Below are 19,592 nucleotides of genomic sequence, written 5' to 3'. Positions count from 1 at the left end.
CCTTACAGAAAGTTAGCGAGTTTGTACGAACCGCCGCGGTAGTTAACCGTTCGCCAGCGCCGCTCCCAGTAGTCAAGCTCTTCGCGCAACGCTTTCGGATCGTGGTTGGTGATGGCGCGACCGTTCACGCCGGTGAACGAAATGCTCTTGCCGTCGAGTGAATCCTGGTAGGCCTGGCGCACCATCAGCAGCGTTTTCCAGATGTCATCTTTCGTCACAACCAGCCTCCCTTACCGGAAGACCCGAGCCAGCTGCCGGAAAGATCTGTGTCCTTTTCAGGCTCAGCCTTAACAGGCGTTTGAACGGGTTTTGTTTTTTTCACGGTTATCTCCCGGGGGCGTTCCCCTTCAAAAATATTTGGATTGAGATCCTGCAGCTCCGCCCATGCCGGCGGTTTTTCCCAGTCACGGATTTTTTCGTAACCGCGCAGGACCGCCACGGCGTGGGCATAGCAGAACAGGTCAAAGGCTTCGTTGGCGCCCTTACCGGGTTTTCGCCATTTGCCGTCAACACCGCGCTCTTCGTAGGTCAGCTCCTCGTAGAACCACTCTCCCAGCCAGTCAGGAAAATGGATGTATCCGCCACCTGGGGTTTCGCGGTCCAGATTGTTGCTGAGCTGGTCCTTGAGCAGGTCGGTCTGAAGCAGATACACCGGCACCTCTCCACGCGCATCAGCACGACGGTCGCTGCGTTCGGTATTGTTCGGGTGGGTTTTGGTGATGATTTTCTGGCGCTTTGTACTGTCGCCCTTGACCAGGTAAACGCGTTTACCCAGGCCATCACAACGGCACTGTCTCCAGAATTTATAGGCGTTGTCGGTCACGCCTTCTTCACCGCCGCTGTCGACGGCCATCGCCAGCACCGGCATACGCCGCGCCGGGTCAGACTGCAGCGCATAGGTTTTTTCCAGCACATCGGAGACCAGCAGTTGCCAGTCCTCCGGATAGGCACCGGGGTGAACAGGCTCCGCCTCGCCGTGCTCATTGCAGCGTAGCGACTGGCGGATGTTGTAGCGGTCCACCAGCCAGCGCTCGCCGTTTTCGCCATAGCCGATAATCTGCACGACGAAGCGGCGCTTTTTGCCGCCCTGGACGTCAACGGCCGCCAGCAGAAAACGCACCTTAGGCGGGACCAGGCGTTTACCGTAATCCTCCGCCCGCTGCATCAGCGCATCAGCGCGTCGCTGTTCGCAGGCCGAACGCGGCAGGTACGGCAGCCCCCAGTCGGTATTGATAACCGCCTTGAGGGTTTCTTCGCTGCCGGTGGCCTCGTACTCCTGCTCAGCGGTCAGCAGCTTGTAGACCAGCTGTGCCCACGTCTGATACGCAGCTGCAGGGCCTTCCATCCAAAACGACGCTATGCGCGAACGTCGGGGCTCACCGGAAATGTTGCCGTCACGATCAATGCTCTGACCTTCACGCAACCAGACTCCAGCACCGTTAAGCTCGCGCTTTTTATCCGCAGTGATAATGCTGCTGCAGTGCGGGCAAAGCAGGTGTGCCGCCTCACTGGCTTTAACCGGATCCGCTTCATCCCGGTAGCCGGTCATGGCCTCCATGGCTGGCTGAAAATATTCACCGCAGTGTGGGCATGGCCAGTACCAGCGACGGCGATCGCCACGGTTGTATAGTGAAAGTGCGCCTGTCGTCGGAGGTGCTTCATGGGGTGACTTGCGACGCCATTTGCTGTCGCGAATATCACGCCCCGGAGAGCACTCCACCAGCGTCATCCCGGCGGACATAAAGGTCGTGGTACGTTTGGAGGCCAGGGTAAAGCCGTCCCCCTCACCGTCGATATCTTCAGGAAATCGGTCGTAATCCGTCAGCGCTACACACTTAAAATCTGACGACGACATAATGTTGATGGATGGCCAGCCGATCTTGAGATAGTTACCCGCCAGAAAAGTACGATCATGGACGTTGTTGTCATTACGTAACGGGCTCAGACGCTTTGCCACTTCAGGACTGACACGGAAGGTTCGCGCCAGACGCTTTTTTGAGTGCTCCCGGGCTTTCTCTTCCGTCATCTGAACAACCAACATATCGGACGGGTCACAGACAATGTTGTACACAACCCAGCCATCCACCAGGCCGATGGTTTTCCCCGTTCGGGCCGGGCCAACGAACACCACCGCATCGTATTCACGCATCGCGAGGCAGTTCATCGGCTCGATTACATAGGGTGCTACAGCAGGATCCCAGGGTACTGAGTTACCGGCGCCCATTGGAACGCGCATAAATTTTTGAACCGCCTCAGCCACAGGCATACGGCGCGGGGCTTTGAGAATAGCGGAAGCGTTACGCCTGACTTCCGCTGCCGTGGCCTGTCGCATGACTTACTCCTCTTCTGGCGTATCCTCCTGTTCCGGTGAGTCGGCCTGCTCAACTTTGAGGGCTATCTGATCGCGCAGATCGTCAATAACCTGCTGCACCCTGACAACCGCAGAGGGCGTCATTGCGCAATCTCGTTCAAGGATATCCGGTAACGTCTCCAGCACCTGAACCATTGCTTTTGCCATGGAGGAAAACTCTCTGGTCACTTCTGACGCAGGGATAAGCTCACCTGTTTCCTGCTGAAACTTGAGCCGTTCTCGCTCAGACTGAAACCACGCTTTACGATCCGGTGGAAGCATTTTGTCGACGTCCACCAGATCCGGTGTTGTGGAGCGCGTCAGCAGTTCCCGGAGAATATCGGTCACAGCATAAAGCTTGAGTTTCGGATTGCTGCCTGGTGCCGGCTGAACATTTGCGAGCTTGCTCGCGACTGTCTGGCGGTGCAGATCGGTGATGGCTGCCAGCTGATTAATGTTCAGCCGGAAATTTTTCAGTTCATTATCCATGATGGTGAACAAAAAATAGGCATTTCGACATCCTGAAAATTATCAGGACTGAAATATCAATACGTTAAACGGATGATGATGAAACCCATAAAATGCAAAAAACTAGCCGTTTTCCGCGCGTCCTGGCCCCCTCGGTGTTCAGAATCGTCAGGAGTACCTTTTCAAATGAGAATCAATCTCGAATAAATACCCCCTAGTGGGGATAATTCTCATCTTCGCTCTTGTTCGATTTGACGAATCCCAGCGAAATTGTTGTTGCCCTTTTCAATAACGGCCAGCAGTGGCTTAATCCAGAGCACAGCCTGGCAGTACGTTATTGAGCTGGTGGCAGCGGTACGATCATCGGCTGCGTCAGGTCCGTCGGTATCGGCGTGCATTGCGCTGGAACGTAAACGGTGCGCGTATTCGAGCAGCCCACCAGCAATGCCAGCAGGAACAGGCAGATCACAGGTTTTTTCACGGCGGAGAATCTCCCGGTATTCGATTACGGTTTCATCGGTGCTGGTGTCGATCAGGGAGTTAAGCCTGTTGGCATGTTCTGCAACCTGATTGAATCGATTGAAGTTGAATGCCTGCGTGGCGATCACCTGCCCCTGCAAAGAATTGTCACTTCGCAGAACGTCGTTATCGCGCTGAAGGTTACTTGCGTCCGAGCAACTCTTAACGAGGGCGACAGAAAGGACAGCAACAACGACTACGAAGATAAGAGACGGATTAATTTTCATCAGTCCAACCCCCAGCACGCCAGCGCGCTTTCCTGGTCTCGTCGCTCAACCTGACCATAGCAGCCATTCTTCTGACCTTTAGTTAGTCGACAATCACGGCCACCGTCTTTAATCCACCAGCGGATTGCTTCGCATGCCCCTTTACGGTCACCAGCGTTGATGCGCTTATAGAACGTCGAAGGGAAGCATTTACCAGGCCCGATGTTGTACGGGCAGAAAGATGCGATGCCTACCTTCTGCGGGTCTGTCAGAGGCACTTTGATAGTGCGGTCAACCCAGGCTAATGCCTTATCGCGTTCAATAGCGTTAACCTTCCGGCATTGTTCCTCAGTGGCCGTCATGCCTTTAACAACACGCCTACCATCGATAACGGTCACGCCGTGACATAAAGACCAGACCCCACCCGGATCAACAACGGCCACCAGCGCATTGCCTTCTTTCTCGCTGATGAATTGGTCGAAAATGAGTGGAGCAGATGCCCCAGACGCAATTAGCGCCAGCACTGCTGCGCTGAGCTTTGATTTGTTCGACATCATTCACCCCGCGCAGCTTTTCGGCGATCCGCTTTGATTTGGAAATAGAGGTTGGTAAGAAAGGTAAGAAAACCGAACAGTAAACTACCGATCACTCCTATCGCTGCCCACTGTTCAGGTGTGTAGCCGTCGAGAAGCCTTCTAACCCAGTAAATGGCACTGCCTCCCGAGGTGCCGTAGGAAATGCCAGTAGTTATTTTGTCCATTTGAGACATGCTCTCACCTCGCTGCATGCGGGTGTTTTTTGATGAATTTCAATCGCTAAAAATGTCAATACAAGGATGACTGAAGTGACTACATCATTTAGAATGATTATCATTAACCTATATACCTGATAACACATCTAGTTCACTGAGGTCCGGTAATGAGAAAAAAATATTTTGCGTTACTAAGTTTTATGGCACTCTTTCAAAACAGTGCACATGCAACTGTTAACCCAAATCAAATTATTGAAAACATTGACATTTCAACCTTTAGGAATTCTCTTTCCCCTCGTTCCCCTCAGAAAGGCGAGACATTACCTGCTATGGGATTCGACGTTCCTGTAAAATATGAAGACCAGACTATTTATGGGTTGACCAATAAAGAAAACACTTGGACTTTTTCACTATCAAATCTGAAAGTTAACGGAAGTAAAATAAGTGCTTGTTTCTACGACTATGCAAACCCAACTCAAGCAAGTTATAAATCAGTCACACTATTAACACTTGTAAAAAATAATACTGGAAAATATTCAGTAATTTCCGAGTCACCTGACAATACTCAATGTAAATAAAGGAGGGGACCCCCTCCTTATTCATTATTTTAACTTCCCAGCGGTAATATCAGCCTGGATAAGTGCTGCCTCTGATTGCCTACGAGTTGGGAAGTTATCTTTAAAGTTATTAAGATTTTTTACGGCATCTGCCCACCGACCTGAAGTGACTTGCTTCCAGAATTCAGGGGTTGCAGCAGCCAAATTCTGCCCATATTGATAACTCACACTAACAATTGCAGTCCGAGTTCCCAACGGTAACTTTGAAAAATTGCTTCCAGTTGCTGTCTGATATTTACTAGCTACTCCAGAAGAAAATCTATTGATATAGTTTTTAGACAAATCCATTGCCTGAGTTTCAGTAATAACAAGTGGTGATTTTGTCAATTTATCCTGAGCAGCCTTACCTTTTAGGCCAAGATAAGGTTCTAGCAGCTTAACAAACTCTTTTGATACTCCATCATTCAGCATTGAATCTTTTGTTTTGCCGCCTAAATCAACACCAATTCCAATCGTAACACCTGAATTAACATCAGGTTGTTTTGCGGCGTTTTTAGGGACATAGCCCGTGGCAGAAAATCCTTCTTTTGCTCTGATAAATGTCTCATTGGCAATACGATTTGAATTATTAATAAAGTCAATCATTTGACCAACATCTTTGAATTTTAGACGATCACCGTTACCAATAATCAGGTACATAGAACCTTTTTTCCAGACAGTGCCCAGTTTTTTTAACTCCTCTAGGGCTTCCGTCATTTTGACTTCAACGATGAGAACTCGCTGATCACCTCGTTCGATGGACACAATATCATCATATGCAATTTCACCGGTTACAGGATCAATCTTACTATCCTTACGAGGAGTTGTATCAAAAATATCCGTACCGATCGACACTACGTTAAAATTACCGTAATGACCAATGTTAGCCACATGCGGAACAGGTGGGCGCCAATTGGGTATAGATACTCCACCAGGATATGTACTTCCTGTCCAGCCCGGTGTTACAGGATAAGCATTAACAACCATAGTATCTTCAGACATAAAACATCCTTAATATAAAAATTAAATTCATAAAGAGCACAAACAAAAAAACCCCGCCAAAGGCAGGGTATGTTTGAACAGTGGAAATAACCACCATGGACACATTAGAACTGTTTTTGGAATTCCACAACTTTTTTTTAATTTATTTCACGCTACTTCTTTCTGACATTCGCGTTCTATCTCAAGCCGCTCTCCAAGACCTGATAGACATCCATCAACAAAACCTTCTGCAGCTTGAAGTCTTTTTAAAACATGCGTATGAGAAACACCTAGCTTTTTCCCAATCATCCTTACAGGTATACAAAGTATGTAATACCACTCGATCAACATGCATAAATGAGGATCATGTTTTTTTAAATGAGACATGGCAGTATTAATGATAAGGCCATCATTATCACAACATGAAGGTCTACTTTTCTTTGTGGATGGAAGCAAGCCTTTAAATCCAGCAGCGATAGATGAATAGTAAATTTCATTCCCCGGACTTGAAGCCCAAGAACCGTAGCGTTCAAGCACCATCTGAATATCACGCATAAATTTTCTCCATACAATTACGCTTTTGTTATTACGCCGATCGCCAGCGCTCGATTCATAAACCGGAATAGCAGCTCCAGCTGGGTACCGTGTTTTTTCTCGAACGCTGTAACATCAGCATGTAGTTTGTCGTGACACTCTCTGCACAGAGGGATCACGAACAAATCGTGGGCTTTAGTGGCGGTACCGCCCATGCCGTGACCAATGACATGGTGCGGATCATCCGCTGGCCGCCGGCAACCTTCACAGGGCTGGGTTTTAACCCACCGGGTATAGTCCTCATTCACCCACCTGCGGTGTTTTGGGCGCAACATGAATGATTCAGGGGATTCAGGATCCGCATGCAGAGCCAGAACCTTTGGCTGGTCATAGGCCACTTCCTGATTTGCTCCATGCTTTAATTTCGCAGCCGTGATCGCAGGGGTGACCTTCTTCTGCAAAATGCTTTTTGCCGGGGGCATCGGCACAATGTCACTTTCTCGATATACGGATAAAAACGGCTCATCCGGTAAGCGAAGCGCATGCTGGGCCATCCTTTCCGTGATTGCATCAGCAATGCCTGAATAAACGGCCCACCAGCACAATTCACCGAGGGATAGTTCACGCTCGTTGTTGTAGCCAAGCGAAGACAGGATGGAACTGATCAGCCAGTTAATGAGATTACGCCGGGCCAGTTCTGCCAGCGCCGCGGTGGTTTGCTCGCGCAGCTGGTTATCGCAATGCCAACAGAGCATCATTGATCCAGGGGGATGTCGCATCGATACCAGCTCATGATGGTGATAATCAGTGTGTGGGTACTGGCATTCCTTCACGTTACGCTCTAACCAGGATTCCAACCCGGACAAACCGCCTGCTGCACGGATAACTCTCTCGTCGGTGAAGAATTCCTCGAGGGACTTATCTTCTGCCAGCGGCTGGCTGGCATCAGGGACGAGCCCCGACGGAAGCCCAGCCATGCTTTTTGGCTGAGGCTCCACCAGCACACGCCCCTGTTGAAACAGAGACATCAGTTCGCTACCCGGCTTTAACACCACAAGCCCCAGGCGCGGAACAGTCTCGGCTGTAAACAGTCCTCTCACGCGGCATGCCCCTTAGCGATGTGTGCCGTCCACAGGCCGCCGATCCACTCGATGCCTTTGGGTGTAAAACGTGCCTGGCTAAAGGCGTAGTTAGTTTCGCTCGAAGTGCCAGTTTTAACTTCAAACCGCCCGGCTGCAATGTGCTGGTGCCGCGGTGTCAGCACTCCGCCGAGCCGGTACATAATGTCGCTCTCAATGAGGAACAAGCGGAAATCGGTCTCTTTGGCCTGCAACAGCTTTGCCACCTGTCGGAAAGACATTGAGCCTTTGGCAGTACAATACCGTTCGACAAACTCAATTTTCGGCGCGGCAGCGGCTAACTGCTGGCTGAGTTGTTCTTTCTGCTCGGCCAGATCCGCGGCGAGACGTAATGCCTCCGGCAATGTTTGCGGGACACTTACGGCCTGGCTGTTCTCCAGCTCTTGCCAGCGATCGACAACAGCGGCGGTAAATTCTGGCGACAGCCTGGCGACGATCACCAGAGAATCACGTTTGTTGAACCAATATTCCTCGTAGGTTTGCCCGTTTTGCGGGTGTGTGTAGGGGGTGTGCGCCAACGGCGCGGTTAAAATACCAGCAGATGCAAGGCGCTCAGCTGAGCGCTTCACATCACCATGTTTGCTCTGCACCAGCCTGGCAATTTCACGGCTGGACATTGTCACAACACCCTTTGCGGTTAACTGATTCATGCTATTTCTCCATATCAGGCGGCTGCACCCGCCTTTTGATTTGCACATAATTCAGGAAGATTTGCTTCTACCAGCGCACGAGCGAACGGCGGCGGTACTGCGTTACCGCAGCGCGCTACCTGCTTGTCTTTGGCGTAACGATTGCCGCGATAGTCCTGATCGATAACGTAGCCGTCAGGGAAGCCCTGCGCCTTATAAAGCTCATGCGGTTGCAGCATGCGCATTCCGATATCGACGATCTGGTACTTAACCCCCTCGATCGTCACCAGCCATTCATCCTCGCTATCACCGCAGTAGGTTTCGAGGAATGTCCGGACCTCGCCAACGTGCTGGCCACCAGCGGTAATCGTCGGCATAGGTGTATCCATGGTCTGACCGTCGCGGCAGGTTCCGCGCAGCTTCACCAGGTGCGACGCAACTACCGCGTGATGATCAACAGTAGTGACTGAGTGGGCAGGCTCATCCATGCCAACACCCGGCCCCGTGTAATTCCCAACATAGTGCTTCGCCAGGAACGCGCTCACTGTTGCAAACTTATTACCACCAGCAGTGACCGTACCGAGCGGGTTATTCAGTTGAAGAACACGCGGTTCTTGCCCTGGGCGTTCGCCGTACCCCATCTGGATCAGTGTTGGGGTTACCAACTGCGACTTACCGCCACCACCTGCAGTAATCGTCGCGCTCGGTTCGTCAGCCCTGTGCCCAACACTGGCGCCAAACTGGCGGGCGATGACCGGCGCAACCACGCACGCGCGGGACTGCCTGAGGATTGTATGAGCGGGTTTATCCAGCGGGCGTGGCTTTGCCTGGTACTCACTGCCGCCATTGCCAGCCAGGAACGGTGTCAGGGCGGCCTCAACTACGCCAAGCGCATGCCCATTCCCGCCCGGGCGCGCCGACGTACCAGCGGTGACAGTTGGAACCGGCTCGGTCACTGGCTGCCCGGTGGCCCCGGTGCGGAATTTAGTAAGATGCGGTACCGCCAGCGCGTAGCCATGCTTTTTAGTGATGGTCTGCAATGGCTCTAACAACGATTGCCCGCGGAAACAGTCATAACCTCCTTTCGTCGAGGTGTGGTTACACTTCACGATGAAAGGCGATGCGCTTTCGATAACAAAGCGCTGGATGCCGCGCGCGATACGTTTGAGCGTATTTTCCGCCAGCGGCTTTTTGCGGTCGAAGATGGACCGGGCCAGGATATTCCAGTCAATGCACTCCGCCGCTGTACGCCATGGCGCCAGCTTGCCGCTTTGTACTTCCAGTGATTTTGGATCACCATGAGTCGCTTCAGGCCAATGAATCTTGCGGCCGTCACAGCGCATGACCATGAAGAAACGCTTTCTGATCGTCGGCGCGCCGTAGTCACATGCGCGCAGCTCCCGATAATCAACCTCATAACCAAGCCCGGCGATCAGCTGCTGCGCCTGCTGGCCGTGCGGCTCAATGGCAAGGAATTCACAAACCTCAGCCAGCGCAGGGTGATTCGCCGCGATCCCCGTCGACAGCATGCCGACAAATGCCTCGAATGTTTCACCAGCACGCTCAGGATCCGGGCGTAATTCTTCATCCAGCAGCGGGCCCCATGTCTTAAATTCTTCTACGTTCTCCAGCATCATGACGCGGGGACGTACAGCCAGCGCCCAGCGCAAGACAATCCACGCCAGCCCGCGAATCTCTTTCTTAACTGGCTTAGCGCCCTTCGCTTTGGAAAAGTGGCGACAGTCAGGGCTAAACCAGGCCAGACCGACAGGTTTACCACTGGTGGCTGCGCTTGGGTCAACTTCAAACACCGACTCGCAATAATGCAGCGTGTCCGGGTGATTCGTCTTATGCATCGCAATAGCGTTTTCGTCGTGGTTGATAGCGATATCCACGCTACGCCCGATGGCCAGTTCAATGCCGGTACTCGCGCCGCCACCACCGGCAAAGTTATCAACGATGATTTCACGCATTGACGGCCCCCTGCATGCTGCTAACCAGACCACCGGCCACGCTAATTATTTCGCTGGTAGGCACACGCTCCAGCCAGAGTTGGTTGATGTTGGCCTTCAACTTGTTCTGTTGGTTCACCCCCAGAGAATCCGCCCCCTCGACCTGATTGAATACCAGACCAACCTCCAGCGGCCAGATGCGCGACTCTGCATCAGCCGTTGCAATGGGAGTAGGCATTGCTTTTTCCGGCACCGACGAAAGGGCCATTTTTGCCGCGGCGAATTGAGCCAATGACAATGCTGCACGCCCTTTTTCTTCCAGTTCGGTGCGATTGATATAGCTGAAGCTTTCACCACGCCAGGTTTTGTCGAAGACAGCGATTGCCCCGGCAAAAAATGCGCTGGTGGGTTGCTGCTTCTCGTCAGCGGGAACAAACCAAACAGGAAGATCGAACCCAATACGACCACGAATAAACATGATGTGATCGGCATCTTCCGGCCACCATGTTTCACTTGTGGCTGACTTCACGAGGTATATGTAACGACCACCTTTATCACGCATCGCCATTGTGTGATTCATGATGTGGGTCATGCCAGTGATGGCCTGCTTTTCATGGTACTGAGAACGGCTATATGGCGGATTTGCAAACGCGGCGCCACCGAGTTCTGCCAGACGCTCTGACCAGTCCTGCGTCAGCGCGTTATCTTCGGCGGTATACCATGCAGGGCATTTAGCATTGCTATCGTCTGCAAACAGATCCAGAACCATCGGCCCAAATATCGAATTGATACCCCAAAACAACAAATCCGGAGTGCGCCACTGATCGCCAACCTCTTTCAATTCATGCGCTGGCTTTGAGCGCAGTTCAGCCAGCGCGCGGCAATATTTGTTATCAGCATTCATGCTCATCATTTCGCTCCCCTGAAGCCAGCTGGGATGGCTTTATCTGGCCCACCAAATTTCATCGGATCATGCTTACGAATTGAGCCCCAGTAATGTCGTTCTGGGCGTCCTGCTGCGTTCCACTTATTTGCGGATTGCAGGTAACCTGGGAATTTAGATGGCAAAAACAACGTTGTTGGGCGCAGATATTCGGCCATTTTCAGATCTTCGCCCCACTTCTCGACGCTGTAATCCACCACCAACAGCAGCTCATCGGGCGTAAACCCGTCAGCCAGGCGAGCCCGGATGTTTTCCAAGGATGATTTGCAGACCTGATACCGTGATCCGGTGGTCTTGTTCAGATGTGATAAAACCTGCTTCGCCTGATCGGTGATAACCACCACAGGGTCGGGTTGCGCAGCAACCGGACAAGAATGTTTTTTATCTGATGGATCAGTAGTTGTATTTACTGACGGATCCCCCCCAGATTCTGACGGGTGAAAACCGTCTTTTTCATCGTTTTTTGATGCCTCAGATTTTGACGCGTCGGTTTTTGAGGCATCAGATTTTGATGCGTCAGAATCTGACAGGTGAGAAAAGGCAGCAGCCTGTAATTTCGCAACATTGAGCTGGTAAACGTTCGATGCATTGCGGTTGCCTTTCCGGCGCTGCTGGCGGGTTAACCACCCGTCTTTTTCCAGTTGAGATATGGCTGTTCGAACCGTGCTCTCACCGGCACCAATCTGGCGCGCGATGGTAGCGATGGAAGGCCAGCTAACCCCTTCATCACTGCTGAAGTCTGCCAGACGCGCCATGATGGCAACGCTGGACAGCTTCATGCCAGAAGCGGCACAAGCGTCCCAAACGTAACCCGTTAATTTAGTGCTCATGGTCGTCCTTTAACTCTGTAAACTTGCGCTTGAATTGTTCGAGCGGGCTGAAACATTCGTGGTTATAACCATCCCGCAGGTAGATAACTCGTTGAGTCTCTGGCTCCCACCGGATAACCCGAACGGGGATCCCTCTGTGGTCTTTGAACCTTCGGTTAACTTCGCGCATAAGCGTTTCGCCTTCCTGTAGTAAACCCCCACAATTGCGACCGCCCGACTGTGGTTACATGGCACCCAGCGGTTTGCTATTCTGCGTTCATACCGAAACAACGGAGCGCCCGGTACCGGGATCATCCTCAGTTGCGGTAAACGGTTAAAAGCCGTTAAACTGGTCATGCGGATTACTTCTCCATACAAGATTTGTCTGCCACGACGCCCGGAGCTGCACACTCGCGGGCGTCACTCTTTTCCGGCGTGCAAAACACACGGAAAAGCAGCGTCAAATGTTCCTGCCACTTAGCCATCACCTGATAGCTGTTCTCTTCAATCTGGGCGCGTTCTTGAGCATCAATAACGCCGTCTGCGGTAGCTTTACGAACGTATTGGGAATGCCTGCCGATCCACTCCACTGACTCCATAAGACGCTGGTTGATATCACCGTTCTCAATTTCTTCAACATCGGCCAATGGCACGAAAACACCGTTCGAGTGACGTGCAATGGCGTTCGCTATGTGGTTTGAACCACCAGCACGTTGAAGCACCATCGCCCAACCGAGCGGGAAGATCTGATCACCATCGGTACGCAGCCGGTTAAACAGCGCGTTCTCCGTCACACCCAACCACTCAGCAGCTTCGAAATACCCGCCCGGAAGCTCGGTGATCGTTTTCTTGATTGCGGCCACCAGCCAGGCTGGTTGCTTATCTACTTTCCATTCAGGTTCTATACCCACGGCTAACCCCTTATAACTGTGGTTTCTTCCCAGATGTCTAATCTGTAGGCTTCTGATAAAGGCTGGCGTCGTACTTAAGTTTGCCTTCAGTAATTCGTTCGATAACGAACGCTTGCTTCTGAGGAATAACCTCTCCCCATCGGCATACTGCCGGGTGGGAGATCCCAAGAACACTGGCGGTTTTTGATACACCGCCAAAGTGCTCAATAACTTCTGATTTACGCATGGTTCCTCCTAGTTAGCTCACGCCTTAAAGGTAACAAAAGGTACATTAAATAGCAAACAACAGTTACAAGGAATCAATGTAACATTGGTTACATGAAAACAGAGATGAAAGACCGAATAAGATCCCGTCGAGTCCAGCTCGATATAACGCAGCAGACCCTGGCTAAACGCCTGGGGGTTAGCCGCGTGTCTGTTACTAAATGGGAGAGCGGTACAACGAAGCCTGATGGTGAGAACCTCCACCAACTGGCGATGGCGTTGCAAACCACGCCTGAATGGATTCTCTACGGGAAAGGAGATGTAGCGCAGGATGACACTAAAGTTATTCCCTTTCTCAAACCCCCTACGGCAGTTCCAATTATCTCTGCTGTCCAGGCAGGGACGTGGACTGATACTTACGCATGCTCAAGGCTTTCTGATGTGATTTCATGGACGCAAACCACTGCAAACGTTTCTGATGAAGTATTCGGCTTAGTTGTTCGTGGGGAATCGATGACTAACCCACATGGTCTACCATCTATTCCCGAAGGGTCGATCGTAATCGTTGAACCACACTATGGCCAACTGGATGACCTTTACGGAAAAATAGTCGTGGCAATACTTGATGGCTCCGCAGAAGCAACAGTGAAAAAACTCGTCTGGGATAGCCCTTTCGCGTATCTGATGCCGCTTAACCCTTCCTTCAAACCTATACCGATAGATGGCAATTGCCGGATTGTTGGTAAAGTTGTTCAGATAACCCAGAATATTTAAGTTATTCATTTCTAATGCCGGATGCTCATCTGGCATTTTTTTACCCCACCTGGTAACAAAAAGTACATTTCGCGCTTGACCGAAAAGGTAACTAAAGGTACATTTAATTTACACAATGGGTACCTACTATTACTTTTGCGGTAATAAAGCAGAACCACCGCGCCTGATGTGGTTAAAAGCAGGCCAAAGCAATAAGAAGTGATCCCTGTTCTGGCTGCTCACTTTCCCCTTGAGGGTGACAGCCAGCTTTTTAAGGGCACAACGTGAAAGCGCACTCCTTCTCTCTTTCACTGCGGGGGCAGGTTTGTTACCGAAAGAGTGCGCTTCCAGTTGTGGTAATGCGGCTCTGCGCACGTGACGAGGCCAACAAGTTTTTATTTCAACTTTTGAAATGAATACGTTTCTTGTGGTGTAGCGTCGCCGGTTCTGGCCGGTCCGGCAGGTGGAGGCACCACCGCCACAACAAAATCATTGCTGTGTGTAGTCTTTGCCCATCACATCGGTGGGCACCTTTTTTACACAAGAGAAAAGGGCATCACCGGGCGACGGGCTCATTCCCCAATCCCCCCAGGCGCAGAAATGGTGGTTGCAGCCGTCAGTGCTACGCAGGTGCCCTTTTCTGTTGTGTATGGAGAAGTTCCACTGGCGGTGGCAGCCGCCTCACAGAGGGTTAAACCATGAGTAATGACCGCATGACCGTAGTGCCCGATTTCCTGGGCGAACTGGATGCCGGCGTGTTCATGAACAAGATCGCGGCAGCTTTAAACACTACCGCGCTTGGCGTTCTGAACAACGGTACCAAAGGCAAAGTAGTCCTCACCTTTGATATTGAGCGTATGGGTAACTCCGTCGAAGAGAAGCGCGTAAAGATCAAGCACAAGCTGAACTACGTCACCCCAACCCCGCGCGGTAAAGCCTCCGAAGAAGACACCACCGAAACACCAATGTGGGTTAACAAAGGCGGCAAGCTGACCATTCTGCAGGAAGATCAGGGGCAGCTGTTCGGGATCAACGGCGGCGTTGACGGAAAGCTTAAAGCGGCACAGTGATCCGCAGCAGACAAATCACTGACATCCCTTTGACCACATATTAAGGAAATTTTATGTCCCAGATTTTAGACGGCAATGCCCTGCAGCAGGTGAAAGACCTTGTTCTGTCCGGTTATCACCTGGATGCAGCAAAAGTTACGGCATGCCCGACTGCCCTGCTTCCTCAAGGTGTTAATGTAGAAAGCCTCGAGCGTTTCGGACTGGAGCGTTTTCGCTTCCGTGGCGCCATGACCACAACCAGCATTCCTGACTTTGTGCGTTATGCAGCTGGTTATGCCAACGAAGCCGAACCAGCGCGATGCTTTATCGATGCTGACAACATGACCGCACGCTCCGTGTTCAATATCGGTACGCTGGCTAATCCTGGCCATGCTGATAACGTCGCCTCTATCACCCTCAAAAAGACAGCACCATTCCGAGCCTTGCTTCAGGTAAACGGGGATCGTCTGGGCCAGAAAGAAATTGCTGAATGGCTGGAGGACTGGGCCGACTTCCTGAGCGCATTTGATGCCGACGGGAATGTGTTGTCCATCGCGCAGGCAGCTGGTGCCGTTCGTCGCGTCAATATCAAACAAGTCTCGGAAGCAGCTCATGAAGACGAAGATTTTGGCGGCAGAAAGTCCCTGATGCAGAGCGTTGAAGCCAGCAGTAAAGACGTGATGCCTGTCGCCTTCGAGTTCAAATGCGTGCCATATGAAGGCCTGGGCGAACGCCGCTTTAGCCTGCGTAACAGCCTGCTTAAAAGCGGGGAACCGGTGTTTGTACTCCGCATCGTTCAACTGGAAGCCCAGGAAGAAGCTATCGCCAACGAGTTCCGTGACCTGCTGATCGAGAAGTTCACCGACAAGCCGGTTGAAACCTTTATCGGTAACTTTAAAGCGTAATTTCTCTGCATTAAATCCCCGGCGCCGCGGGGATTTATTGAAGCGTAATTCCCTTTATGAATCGCCAATGGCGAGGGATTCGTACAACCAAAAACTGGCGCAGGTGCAGCTGCCAAATATAGAGAAGAAAATACGATGAGTTATATCCAGACACTTTCAGGTAAGAAATTCGATTACCTCAATTCAACCACTGACGACGCAGAGATCGAGGATATTGCGACCGCACTTTCCCACATCTTCCGCTTCAGTGGTCATCTGCCTGAATTTTACAGCGTGGCCCAGCACTCAGTACTGTGCAGCCAAATTGTGCCGCCAGAGTTTGCCTTTGAAGCCCTGATGCATGACGCAGCTGAAGCCTATTGCCAGGACATCCCTGCCCCCCTGAAAGCATTGCTTCCAGATTACCGTCGCATTGAAGAACGGGTAGAACAGCTGATCCGGGCCAAATTCAGCATCACCCCTGATATGTCAGCGGTAGTGAAATACGCCGATCTGGTGATGCTTGCCACGGAACGCCGCGATCTGGATATCGACGACGGCTCACTCTGGCCTTGCCTCGAAGGTATTGCGGCCAGCGACATTATCCAGATCGTTCCTCTTCGCCCAGGCCAGGCATATGGCTTGTTCATTAACCGTTTCAATGAGCTTACGGAATCACGCGCATGCCTCGCATGAAGATAAAAGAACTTGTTGCCGCAGCCCATGCTGCGGCGGGGAAACTGCCACCAGCAGAAGCCTCTCTGATGCGTGAGGTAGCCACTCGCCTTGACGTTACATTTGCAGCCTTGACGGAATCGATGGACCAGCGAATGAGCCTTGACGCCGAAATTAACCATCTTCGTCAGGAGTCCGTCCAATGACCACCAACAAATATGCGACTCTGCACGGCACAATCGCCAGAGCCAAACGCCACGACTGTCAGAAAGTCGTGATGCGCGTGACGTTAGCAGAAGAACTTCTCGAGCAGTTGTCAAAAGCAGAGGAGCGGATCGCGGAGCTGGAAGCCATATTGCCATGTGATAGGTGCGGGACAATTTGTACTCGTCCTGACGGGGCTCATTATTGCCACATCAGCGACAACGCCGACTCGCGCTACAGCCACCAGTGAATCAAAAGCCAAGATGTAACAATGGAGAAAGAAATTGAACGACTTAATGATTGACCTCGAATCAATGGGAAAAAAGCCAAACGCGCCGATCGTCTCAATTGGTGCCGTCTTTTTTAACCCTCATACAGGTGAACTTGGCCAAGAATTCTATACGGCCGTCTCGCTTGAAAGCGCAATGGATCAGGGTGCGGTACCGGACGGAGATACTATTCTTTGGTGGCTCAAACAAAGCTCGGAAGCGCGCTCAGCTATTTGTGTTGATGATGTGCTGCATATCACTGATGCACTGTCGGAACTGAGCCATTTCATTCACCGGCACGCAGATAATCCAAAATACATGAAGGTCTGGGGTAACGGTGCCACCTTTGACAATGTGATTCTGCGTGGAGCTTACGAACGCGCCGGCCGCATTTGCCCCTGGGCCTTTTGGAACGATCACGATGTGCGCACTATTGTTACGCTCGGTCGCAGTGTCGGTTTCGATCCGAAGCGTGACATGCCTTTTATTGGCGATGTGCACAATGCCCTGGCTGATGCGCGACACCAGGCAAAATATGTGTCAGCAATTTGGCAGAAACTGAACCCTACCACCAGCGACAAATTTTAATTACTCGGGTGCAGCCGGGTTAATGGAGAAGTATATGCTGAGCCTCGATTGTGTTCCCATCTCAACTTATTGCAAAGAGACTGGCGAGACCCCTGATGCAATCAATAAGCGTGTACAACGCGGTGTTTGGCGAGAAGGGGTGCAAGTGCTTAAAGTTGAAGGCGTTAAGGAGAGATGGATAGATCTTAGTGAGGTTGCAAAATGGGCACGAAAGAATCGCCTAAACTCCCACGCGGCGTAACCATCAGGAAGCATAGCAGTGGTGAAACCATCAATATAACGTTCACATACAAGGGGGTGAAATGCAGAGAACCCCTTTCAAATCTAGAAGTGAACAACAAAAACCTTAAATATGCCGAGCGTACGCTCGGCGAAATCCACAACAAAATCGAGCGTGGAACATTTATCTATGCTGAGTATTTCCCTCGTTCGGTGAGGTTGAAAATTTTCGGAAATGCTGCGACCGGGAAAACAGTGAAAATGTATCTTGATGAATACTTGAAGATCTGCGAAACGAGGAATCTTTCCCCCTCCACCATTGGCGGGTATAAAAAATGCCGTAGCGCACTGTCTGAACTTCACATTTTCCCGGCCAGTGAGTTAACACCGGCAGCATTAAAAACATGGATTCAGAATCAGAAAACAACCTTAAAGACGATACGTAACCAGTTATCGTTTCTACGCTCCTCCCTTGATGAAGCTGTAACTGATGGTGTTTTGCAAATTAATCCAGTTTCACAGGTAACAGCATCAAGATATCAAAGCAACAAGAGTGACGCGGAAAGTACCTATGTTGTTGACCCACTATCTCCAGCAGAGGTAAACGCACTGTTAACATCAGCGGGGAATAAGCAATGGGAAAACTTATTTAGATTTGCACTTCATACAGGTCTACGCAGTTCGGAACTATGCGCACTCCGCTGGAGGGACATTGACTTCGTTGAGAAAACTGCTCATGTCCAAACCGCGAGCGTTTCAGGAGTGACTAAGGGAACCAAAACAAAGGCGGGAAAACGTAAGGTTGAATTAACCGAGCAGGCAATGTTAGCGTTAATGGAGCAAAAATCCTTTACCTTTATGAAGGATAGTTGTGTCTTTGAGGATCCTAAAACAAGCAAGCCATGGGCCAGCGCAGATGCCATCAGGAAGAAAGCTTGGGTGCCAACACTACGAAAGGCGGGTATCAGATACCGTAATCCTTACCAGACTCGACATACATTCGCTACGCGTCTGATCAGCAGTGGAGTAAACTTGTTTTGGTTGGCAACACAGATGGGTCACAAAGGACCAGAGATGCTCTTTCGTCATTACGGAAGGTATCTTAAGGATTATGATAACAACACCTCAATCACAACCTTGAAGAATGTGAAGATTTGAGAAATAATTCCTGCCTAAATACAAGGCAGGAATTCAAAGATATGGCAGACCCCGCTTGGCTCGGATATGGTGGTTTGACAGCAAGTGCATTATCAGCAGTGGCTGCTTATTTGGCTATAAGGCAAACCGTTATCCAAAGAAAATTATCAAACAAAGCGCAGATAATTACCAAAGAAGTAAAAATAAAACTCGATAAAACAAAAATAGAAAGAAATATTGCTTTCAATGCTTTATCGAGGAATTATACCCCTTTCCTTCCAGTGTTAAATGTAGGCCTTGGACCTGCATTAAAATTCAAATACAAATGGATATTTGATTATGAAAAACACTTAAAATTAAATGGAATTCGAAAACTAGATAATGAACATAACTATCTAACCAATGACTATAAAACTGCCATAAGCGCAAATGAATACTGCTATCAATTTGAAGTTCAAGGACACAGCTACATATCCATCTTAGGCTTTGGCGAATCTCAGTGGTATTCACAAGAAGAAGAATATACAGATATTGTCTATATTCTCCCTTGGAGTGTTAATAAGGAAGAAGTTAATCTACGCATCCCAATGCTAATACCTATGTTGCTTTCAAACTATCTTTTAGATAAAACTCGTTCCCATGAAGATATGTTAACTACAATCGATGGCCCAGAGCTAACAATTGAATACGAAGAAATCTCCGGAACAACAAAAAAGGAGTATTTTTCATCTAAGTATCAGATTAATAGATACACAATACGGGGTGTGACCTGCCCCCACGATTAGATACAACACTCAGTTAGTAACGTCGGAATCTTCATTC

27 protein-coding genes are annotated in these 19,592 nt (G+C 50.4%); 11 read left to right on the top strand and 16 right to left on the bottom strand.

The window, feature by feature from the left end; all coding sequences use genetic code 11:
• Window positions 1–2: 2 nt before the first annotated feature.
• The 6 genes from ACOTYN_RS20810 to ACOTYN_RS20785 form a co-directional block, all read right to left on the bottom strand.
• The gene (locus tag ACOTYN_RS20810; protein ID WP_332958849.1) at window positions 3–218 is read right to left on the bottom strand and encodes a hypothetical protein; all 216 of its coding nucleotides are present in this window, start codon (window positions 216–218) and stop codon (window positions 3–5) included.
• Entirely contained in the window at window positions 215–2,332 is a 2,118-nt protein-coding gene (locus ACOTYN_RS20805) for a phage terminase large subunit family protein (RefSeq protein ID WP_332958851.1), read from the bottom strand. The genes ACOTYN_RS20810 and ACOTYN_RS20805 overlap by 4 nt, the downstream gene beginning before the upstream one ends.
• Before the next feature lie 3 nt (window positions 2,333–2,335).
• Window positions 2,336–2,839, bottom strand: a complete 504-nt coding sequence (locus tag ACOTYN_RS20800; protein ID WP_332958853.1) for a DUF1441 family protein — start codon at window positions 2,837–2,839, stop codon at window positions 2,336–2,338.
• Window positions 2,840–3,048: 209 nt separating this feature from the next.
• Complete coding sequence (locus tag ACOTYN_RS20795) at window positions 3,049–3,564, bottom strand: hypothetical protein (protein WP_332958855.1); 516 nt, start codon at window positions 3,562–3,564, stop codon at window positions 3,049–3,051.
• The gene (locus tag ACOTYN_RS20790) at window positions 3,564–4,097 is read right to left on the bottom strand and encodes a lysozyme (protein WP_320701242.1); all 534 of its coding nucleotides are present in this window, start codon (window positions 4,095–4,097) and stop codon (window positions 3,564–3,566) included. The genes ACOTYN_RS20795 and ACOTYN_RS20790 overlap by 1 nt, the downstream gene beginning before the upstream one ends.
• Window positions 4,097–4,312 (bottom strand): class II holin family protein, encoded by a 216-nt coding sequence (locus ACOTYN_RS20785; RefSeq protein ID WP_332958859.1) that lies wholly within the window; start codon window positions 4,310–4,312, stop codon window positions 4,097–4,099. The genes ACOTYN_RS20790 and ACOTYN_RS20785 overlap by 1 nt, the downstream gene beginning before the upstream one ends.
• Window positions 4,313–4,461: 149 nt before the next feature.
• Between ACOTYN_RS20785 and ACOTYN_RS20780 the strand changes: the two genes are divergently transcribed.
• A complete protein-coding gene (locus tag ACOTYN_RS20780) occupies window positions 4,462–4,872 on the top strand; it encodes a hypothetical protein (RefSeq protein ID WP_320701217.1) in 411 nt (136 codons plus the stop codon).
• A gap of 24 nt (window positions 4,873–4,896) precedes the next feature.
• On the opposite strand, the gene ACOTYN_RS20775 is transcribed toward ACOTYN_RS20780, so the two are convergent.
• From ACOTYN_RS20775 to ACOTYN_RS20730, 10 genes are all read right to left on the bottom strand, one after another.
• Window positions 4,897–5,892, bottom strand: coding sequence for a pesticin C-terminus-like muramidase (locus ACOTYN_RS20775; protein WP_320701216.1), 996 nt, complete (start codon window positions 5,890–5,892; stop codon window positions 4,897–4,899).
• 147 nt (window positions 5,893–6,039) lie between these two features.
• Window positions 6,040–6,426, bottom strand: coding sequence for an antiterminator Q family protein (locus ACOTYN_RS20770; protein ID WP_320701215.1), 387 nt, complete (start codon window positions 6,424–6,426; stop codon window positions 6,040–6,042).
• A gap of 17 nt (window positions 6,427–6,443) precedes the next feature.
• Window positions 6,444–7,505, bottom strand: a complete 1,062-nt coding sequence (locus tag ACOTYN_RS20765) for a DUF968 domain-containing protein (RefSeq protein WP_320701214.1) — start codon at window positions 7,503–7,505, stop codon at window positions 6,444–6,446.
• Window positions 7,502–8,194, bottom strand: coding sequence for a phage antirepressor KilAC domain-containing protein (locus ACOTYN_RS20760; RefSeq protein WP_332958866.1), 693 nt, complete (start codon window positions 8,192–8,194; stop codon window positions 7,502–7,504). The genes ACOTYN_RS20765 and ACOTYN_RS20760 overlap by 4 nt, the downstream gene beginning before the upstream one ends.
• Window positions 8,195–8,208: 14 nt before the next feature.
• Window positions 8,209–10,146, bottom strand: coding sequence for a DNA cytosine methyltransferase (locus ACOTYN_RS20755; RefSeq protein ID WP_332958868.1), 1,938 nt, complete (start codon window positions 10,144–10,146; stop codon window positions 8,209–8,211).
• Window positions 10,139–11,038: a phage N-6-adenine-methyltransferase gene (locus ACOTYN_RS20750; protein ID WP_369700816.1), complete on the bottom strand. Its 900-nt coding sequence runs from the start codon at window positions 11,036–11,038 to the stop codon at window positions 10,139–10,141. The genes ACOTYN_RS20755 and ACOTYN_RS20750 overlap by 8 nt, the downstream gene beginning before the upstream one ends.
• Complete coding sequence (locus ACOTYN_RS20745; protein WP_332958871.1) at window positions 11,035–11,898, bottom strand: conserved phage C-terminal domain-containing protein; 864 nt, start codon at window positions 11,896–11,898, stop codon at window positions 11,035–11,037. Before ACOTYN_RS20745 ends, ACOTYN_RS20750 begins: the two co-directional genes overlap by 4 nt.
• Complete coding sequence (locus ACOTYN_RS20740; protein ID WP_020690687.1) at window positions 11,888–12,067, bottom strand: DUF4222 domain-containing protein; 180 nt, start codon at window positions 12,065–12,067, stop codon at window positions 11,888–11,890. The genes ACOTYN_RS20745 and ACOTYN_RS20740 overlap by 11 nt, the downstream gene beginning before the upstream one ends.
• Window positions 12,068–12,239: 172 nt before the next feature.
• Complete coding sequence (locus tag ACOTYN_RS20735) at window positions 12,240–12,788, bottom strand: YmfL family putative regulatory protein (protein ID WP_320701211.1); 549 nt, start codon at window positions 12,786–12,788, stop codon at window positions 12,240–12,242.
• 37 nt (window positions 12,789–12,825) lie between these two features.
• The gene (locus ACOTYN_RS20730; RefSeq protein WP_058662304.1) at window positions 12,826–13,014 is read right to left on the bottom strand and encodes a Cro/CI family transcriptional regulator; all 189 of its coding nucleotides are present in this window, start codon (window positions 13,012–13,014) and stop codon (window positions 12,826–12,828) included.
• Window positions 13,015–13,106: 92 nt separating this feature from the next.
• Between ACOTYN_RS20730 and ACOTYN_RS20725 the strand changes: the two genes are divergently transcribed.
• From ACOTYN_RS20725 to ACOTYN_RS20680, 10 genes are all read left to right on the top strand, one after another.
• Complete coding sequence (locus ACOTYN_RS20725) at window positions 13,107–13,766, top strand: LexA family protein (protein ID WP_180245432.1); 660 nt, start codon at window positions 13,107–13,109, stop codon at window positions 13,764–13,766.
• A gap of 677 nt (window positions 13,767–14,443) precedes the next feature.
• Entirely contained in the window at window positions 14,444–14,815 is a 372-nt protein-coding gene (locus ACOTYN_RS20720) for a hypothetical protein (protein ID WP_016247397.1), read from the top strand.
• Window positions 14,816–14,868: 53 nt separating this feature from the next.
• Entirely contained in the window at window positions 14,869–15,699 is an 831-nt protein-coding gene (locus ACOTYN_RS20715) for a YfdQ family protein (RefSeq protein ID WP_332958881.1), read from the top strand.
• A gap of 135 nt (window positions 15,700–15,834) precedes the next feature.
• Window positions 15,835–16,374 carry an HD family hydrolase gene (locus ACOTYN_RS20710; protein ID WP_332958883.1) on the top strand — a complete coding sequence of 180 codons (540 nt, stop codon included), beginning with the start codon at window positions 15,835–15,837 and terminating at the stop codon, window positions 16,372–16,374.
• The gene (locus ACOTYN_RS20705) at window positions 16,362–16,559 is read left to right on the top strand and encodes a hypothetical protein (protein WP_016247400.1); all 198 of its coding nucleotides are present in this window, start codon (window positions 16,362–16,364) and stop codon (window positions 16,557–16,559) included. The genes ACOTYN_RS20710 and ACOTYN_RS20705 overlap by 13 nt, the downstream gene beginning before the upstream one ends.
• The gene (locus ACOTYN_RS20700; RefSeq protein ID WP_332958886.1) at window positions 16,556–16,807 is read left to right on the top strand and encodes a hypothetical protein; all 252 of its coding nucleotides are present in this window, start codon (window positions 16,556–16,558) and stop codon (window positions 16,805–16,807) included. Before ACOTYN_RS20705 ends, ACOTYN_RS20700 begins: the two co-directional genes overlap by 4 nt.
• A gap of 34 nt (window positions 16,808–16,841) precedes the next feature.
• Entirely contained in the window at window positions 16,842–17,414 is a 573-nt protein-coding gene (locus tag ACOTYN_RS20695; protein ID WP_045892054.1) for a 3'-5' exonuclease, read from the top strand.
• 34 nt (window positions 17,415–17,448) lie between these two features.
• Window positions 17,449–17,655: an excisionase gene (locus ACOTYN_RS20690; RefSeq protein ID WP_071882644.1), complete on the top strand. Its 207-nt coding sequence runs from the start codon at window positions 17,449–17,451 to the stop codon at window positions 17,653–17,655.
• Window positions 17,616–18,791, top strand: a complete 1,176-nt coding sequence (locus ACOTYN_RS20685; protein WP_068794933.1) for a site-specific integrase — start codon at window positions 17,616–17,618, stop codon at window positions 18,789–18,791. The genes ACOTYN_RS20690 and ACOTYN_RS20685 overlap by 40 nt, the downstream gene beginning before the upstream one ends.
• Window positions 18,792–18,832: 41 nt before the next feature.
• Window positions 18,833–19,555, top strand: coding sequence for a hypothetical protein (locus ACOTYN_RS20680; protein WP_421634772.1), 723 nt, complete (start codon window positions 18,833–18,835; stop codon window positions 19,553–19,555).
• Window positions 19,556–19,592 lie beyond the last annotated feature (37 nt).

The organism is Enterobacter cloacae complex sp. IR5458 (genome assembly GCF_049238025.1).
Lineage (GTDB): Bacteria > Pseudomonadota > Gammaproteobacteria > Enterobacterales > Enterobacteriaceae > Enterobacter > Enterobacter kobei.
The sequence above is the reverse complement of the archived record's forward strand: the minus strand, read 5'-3'. Positions and strand labels throughout refer to the sequence as shown.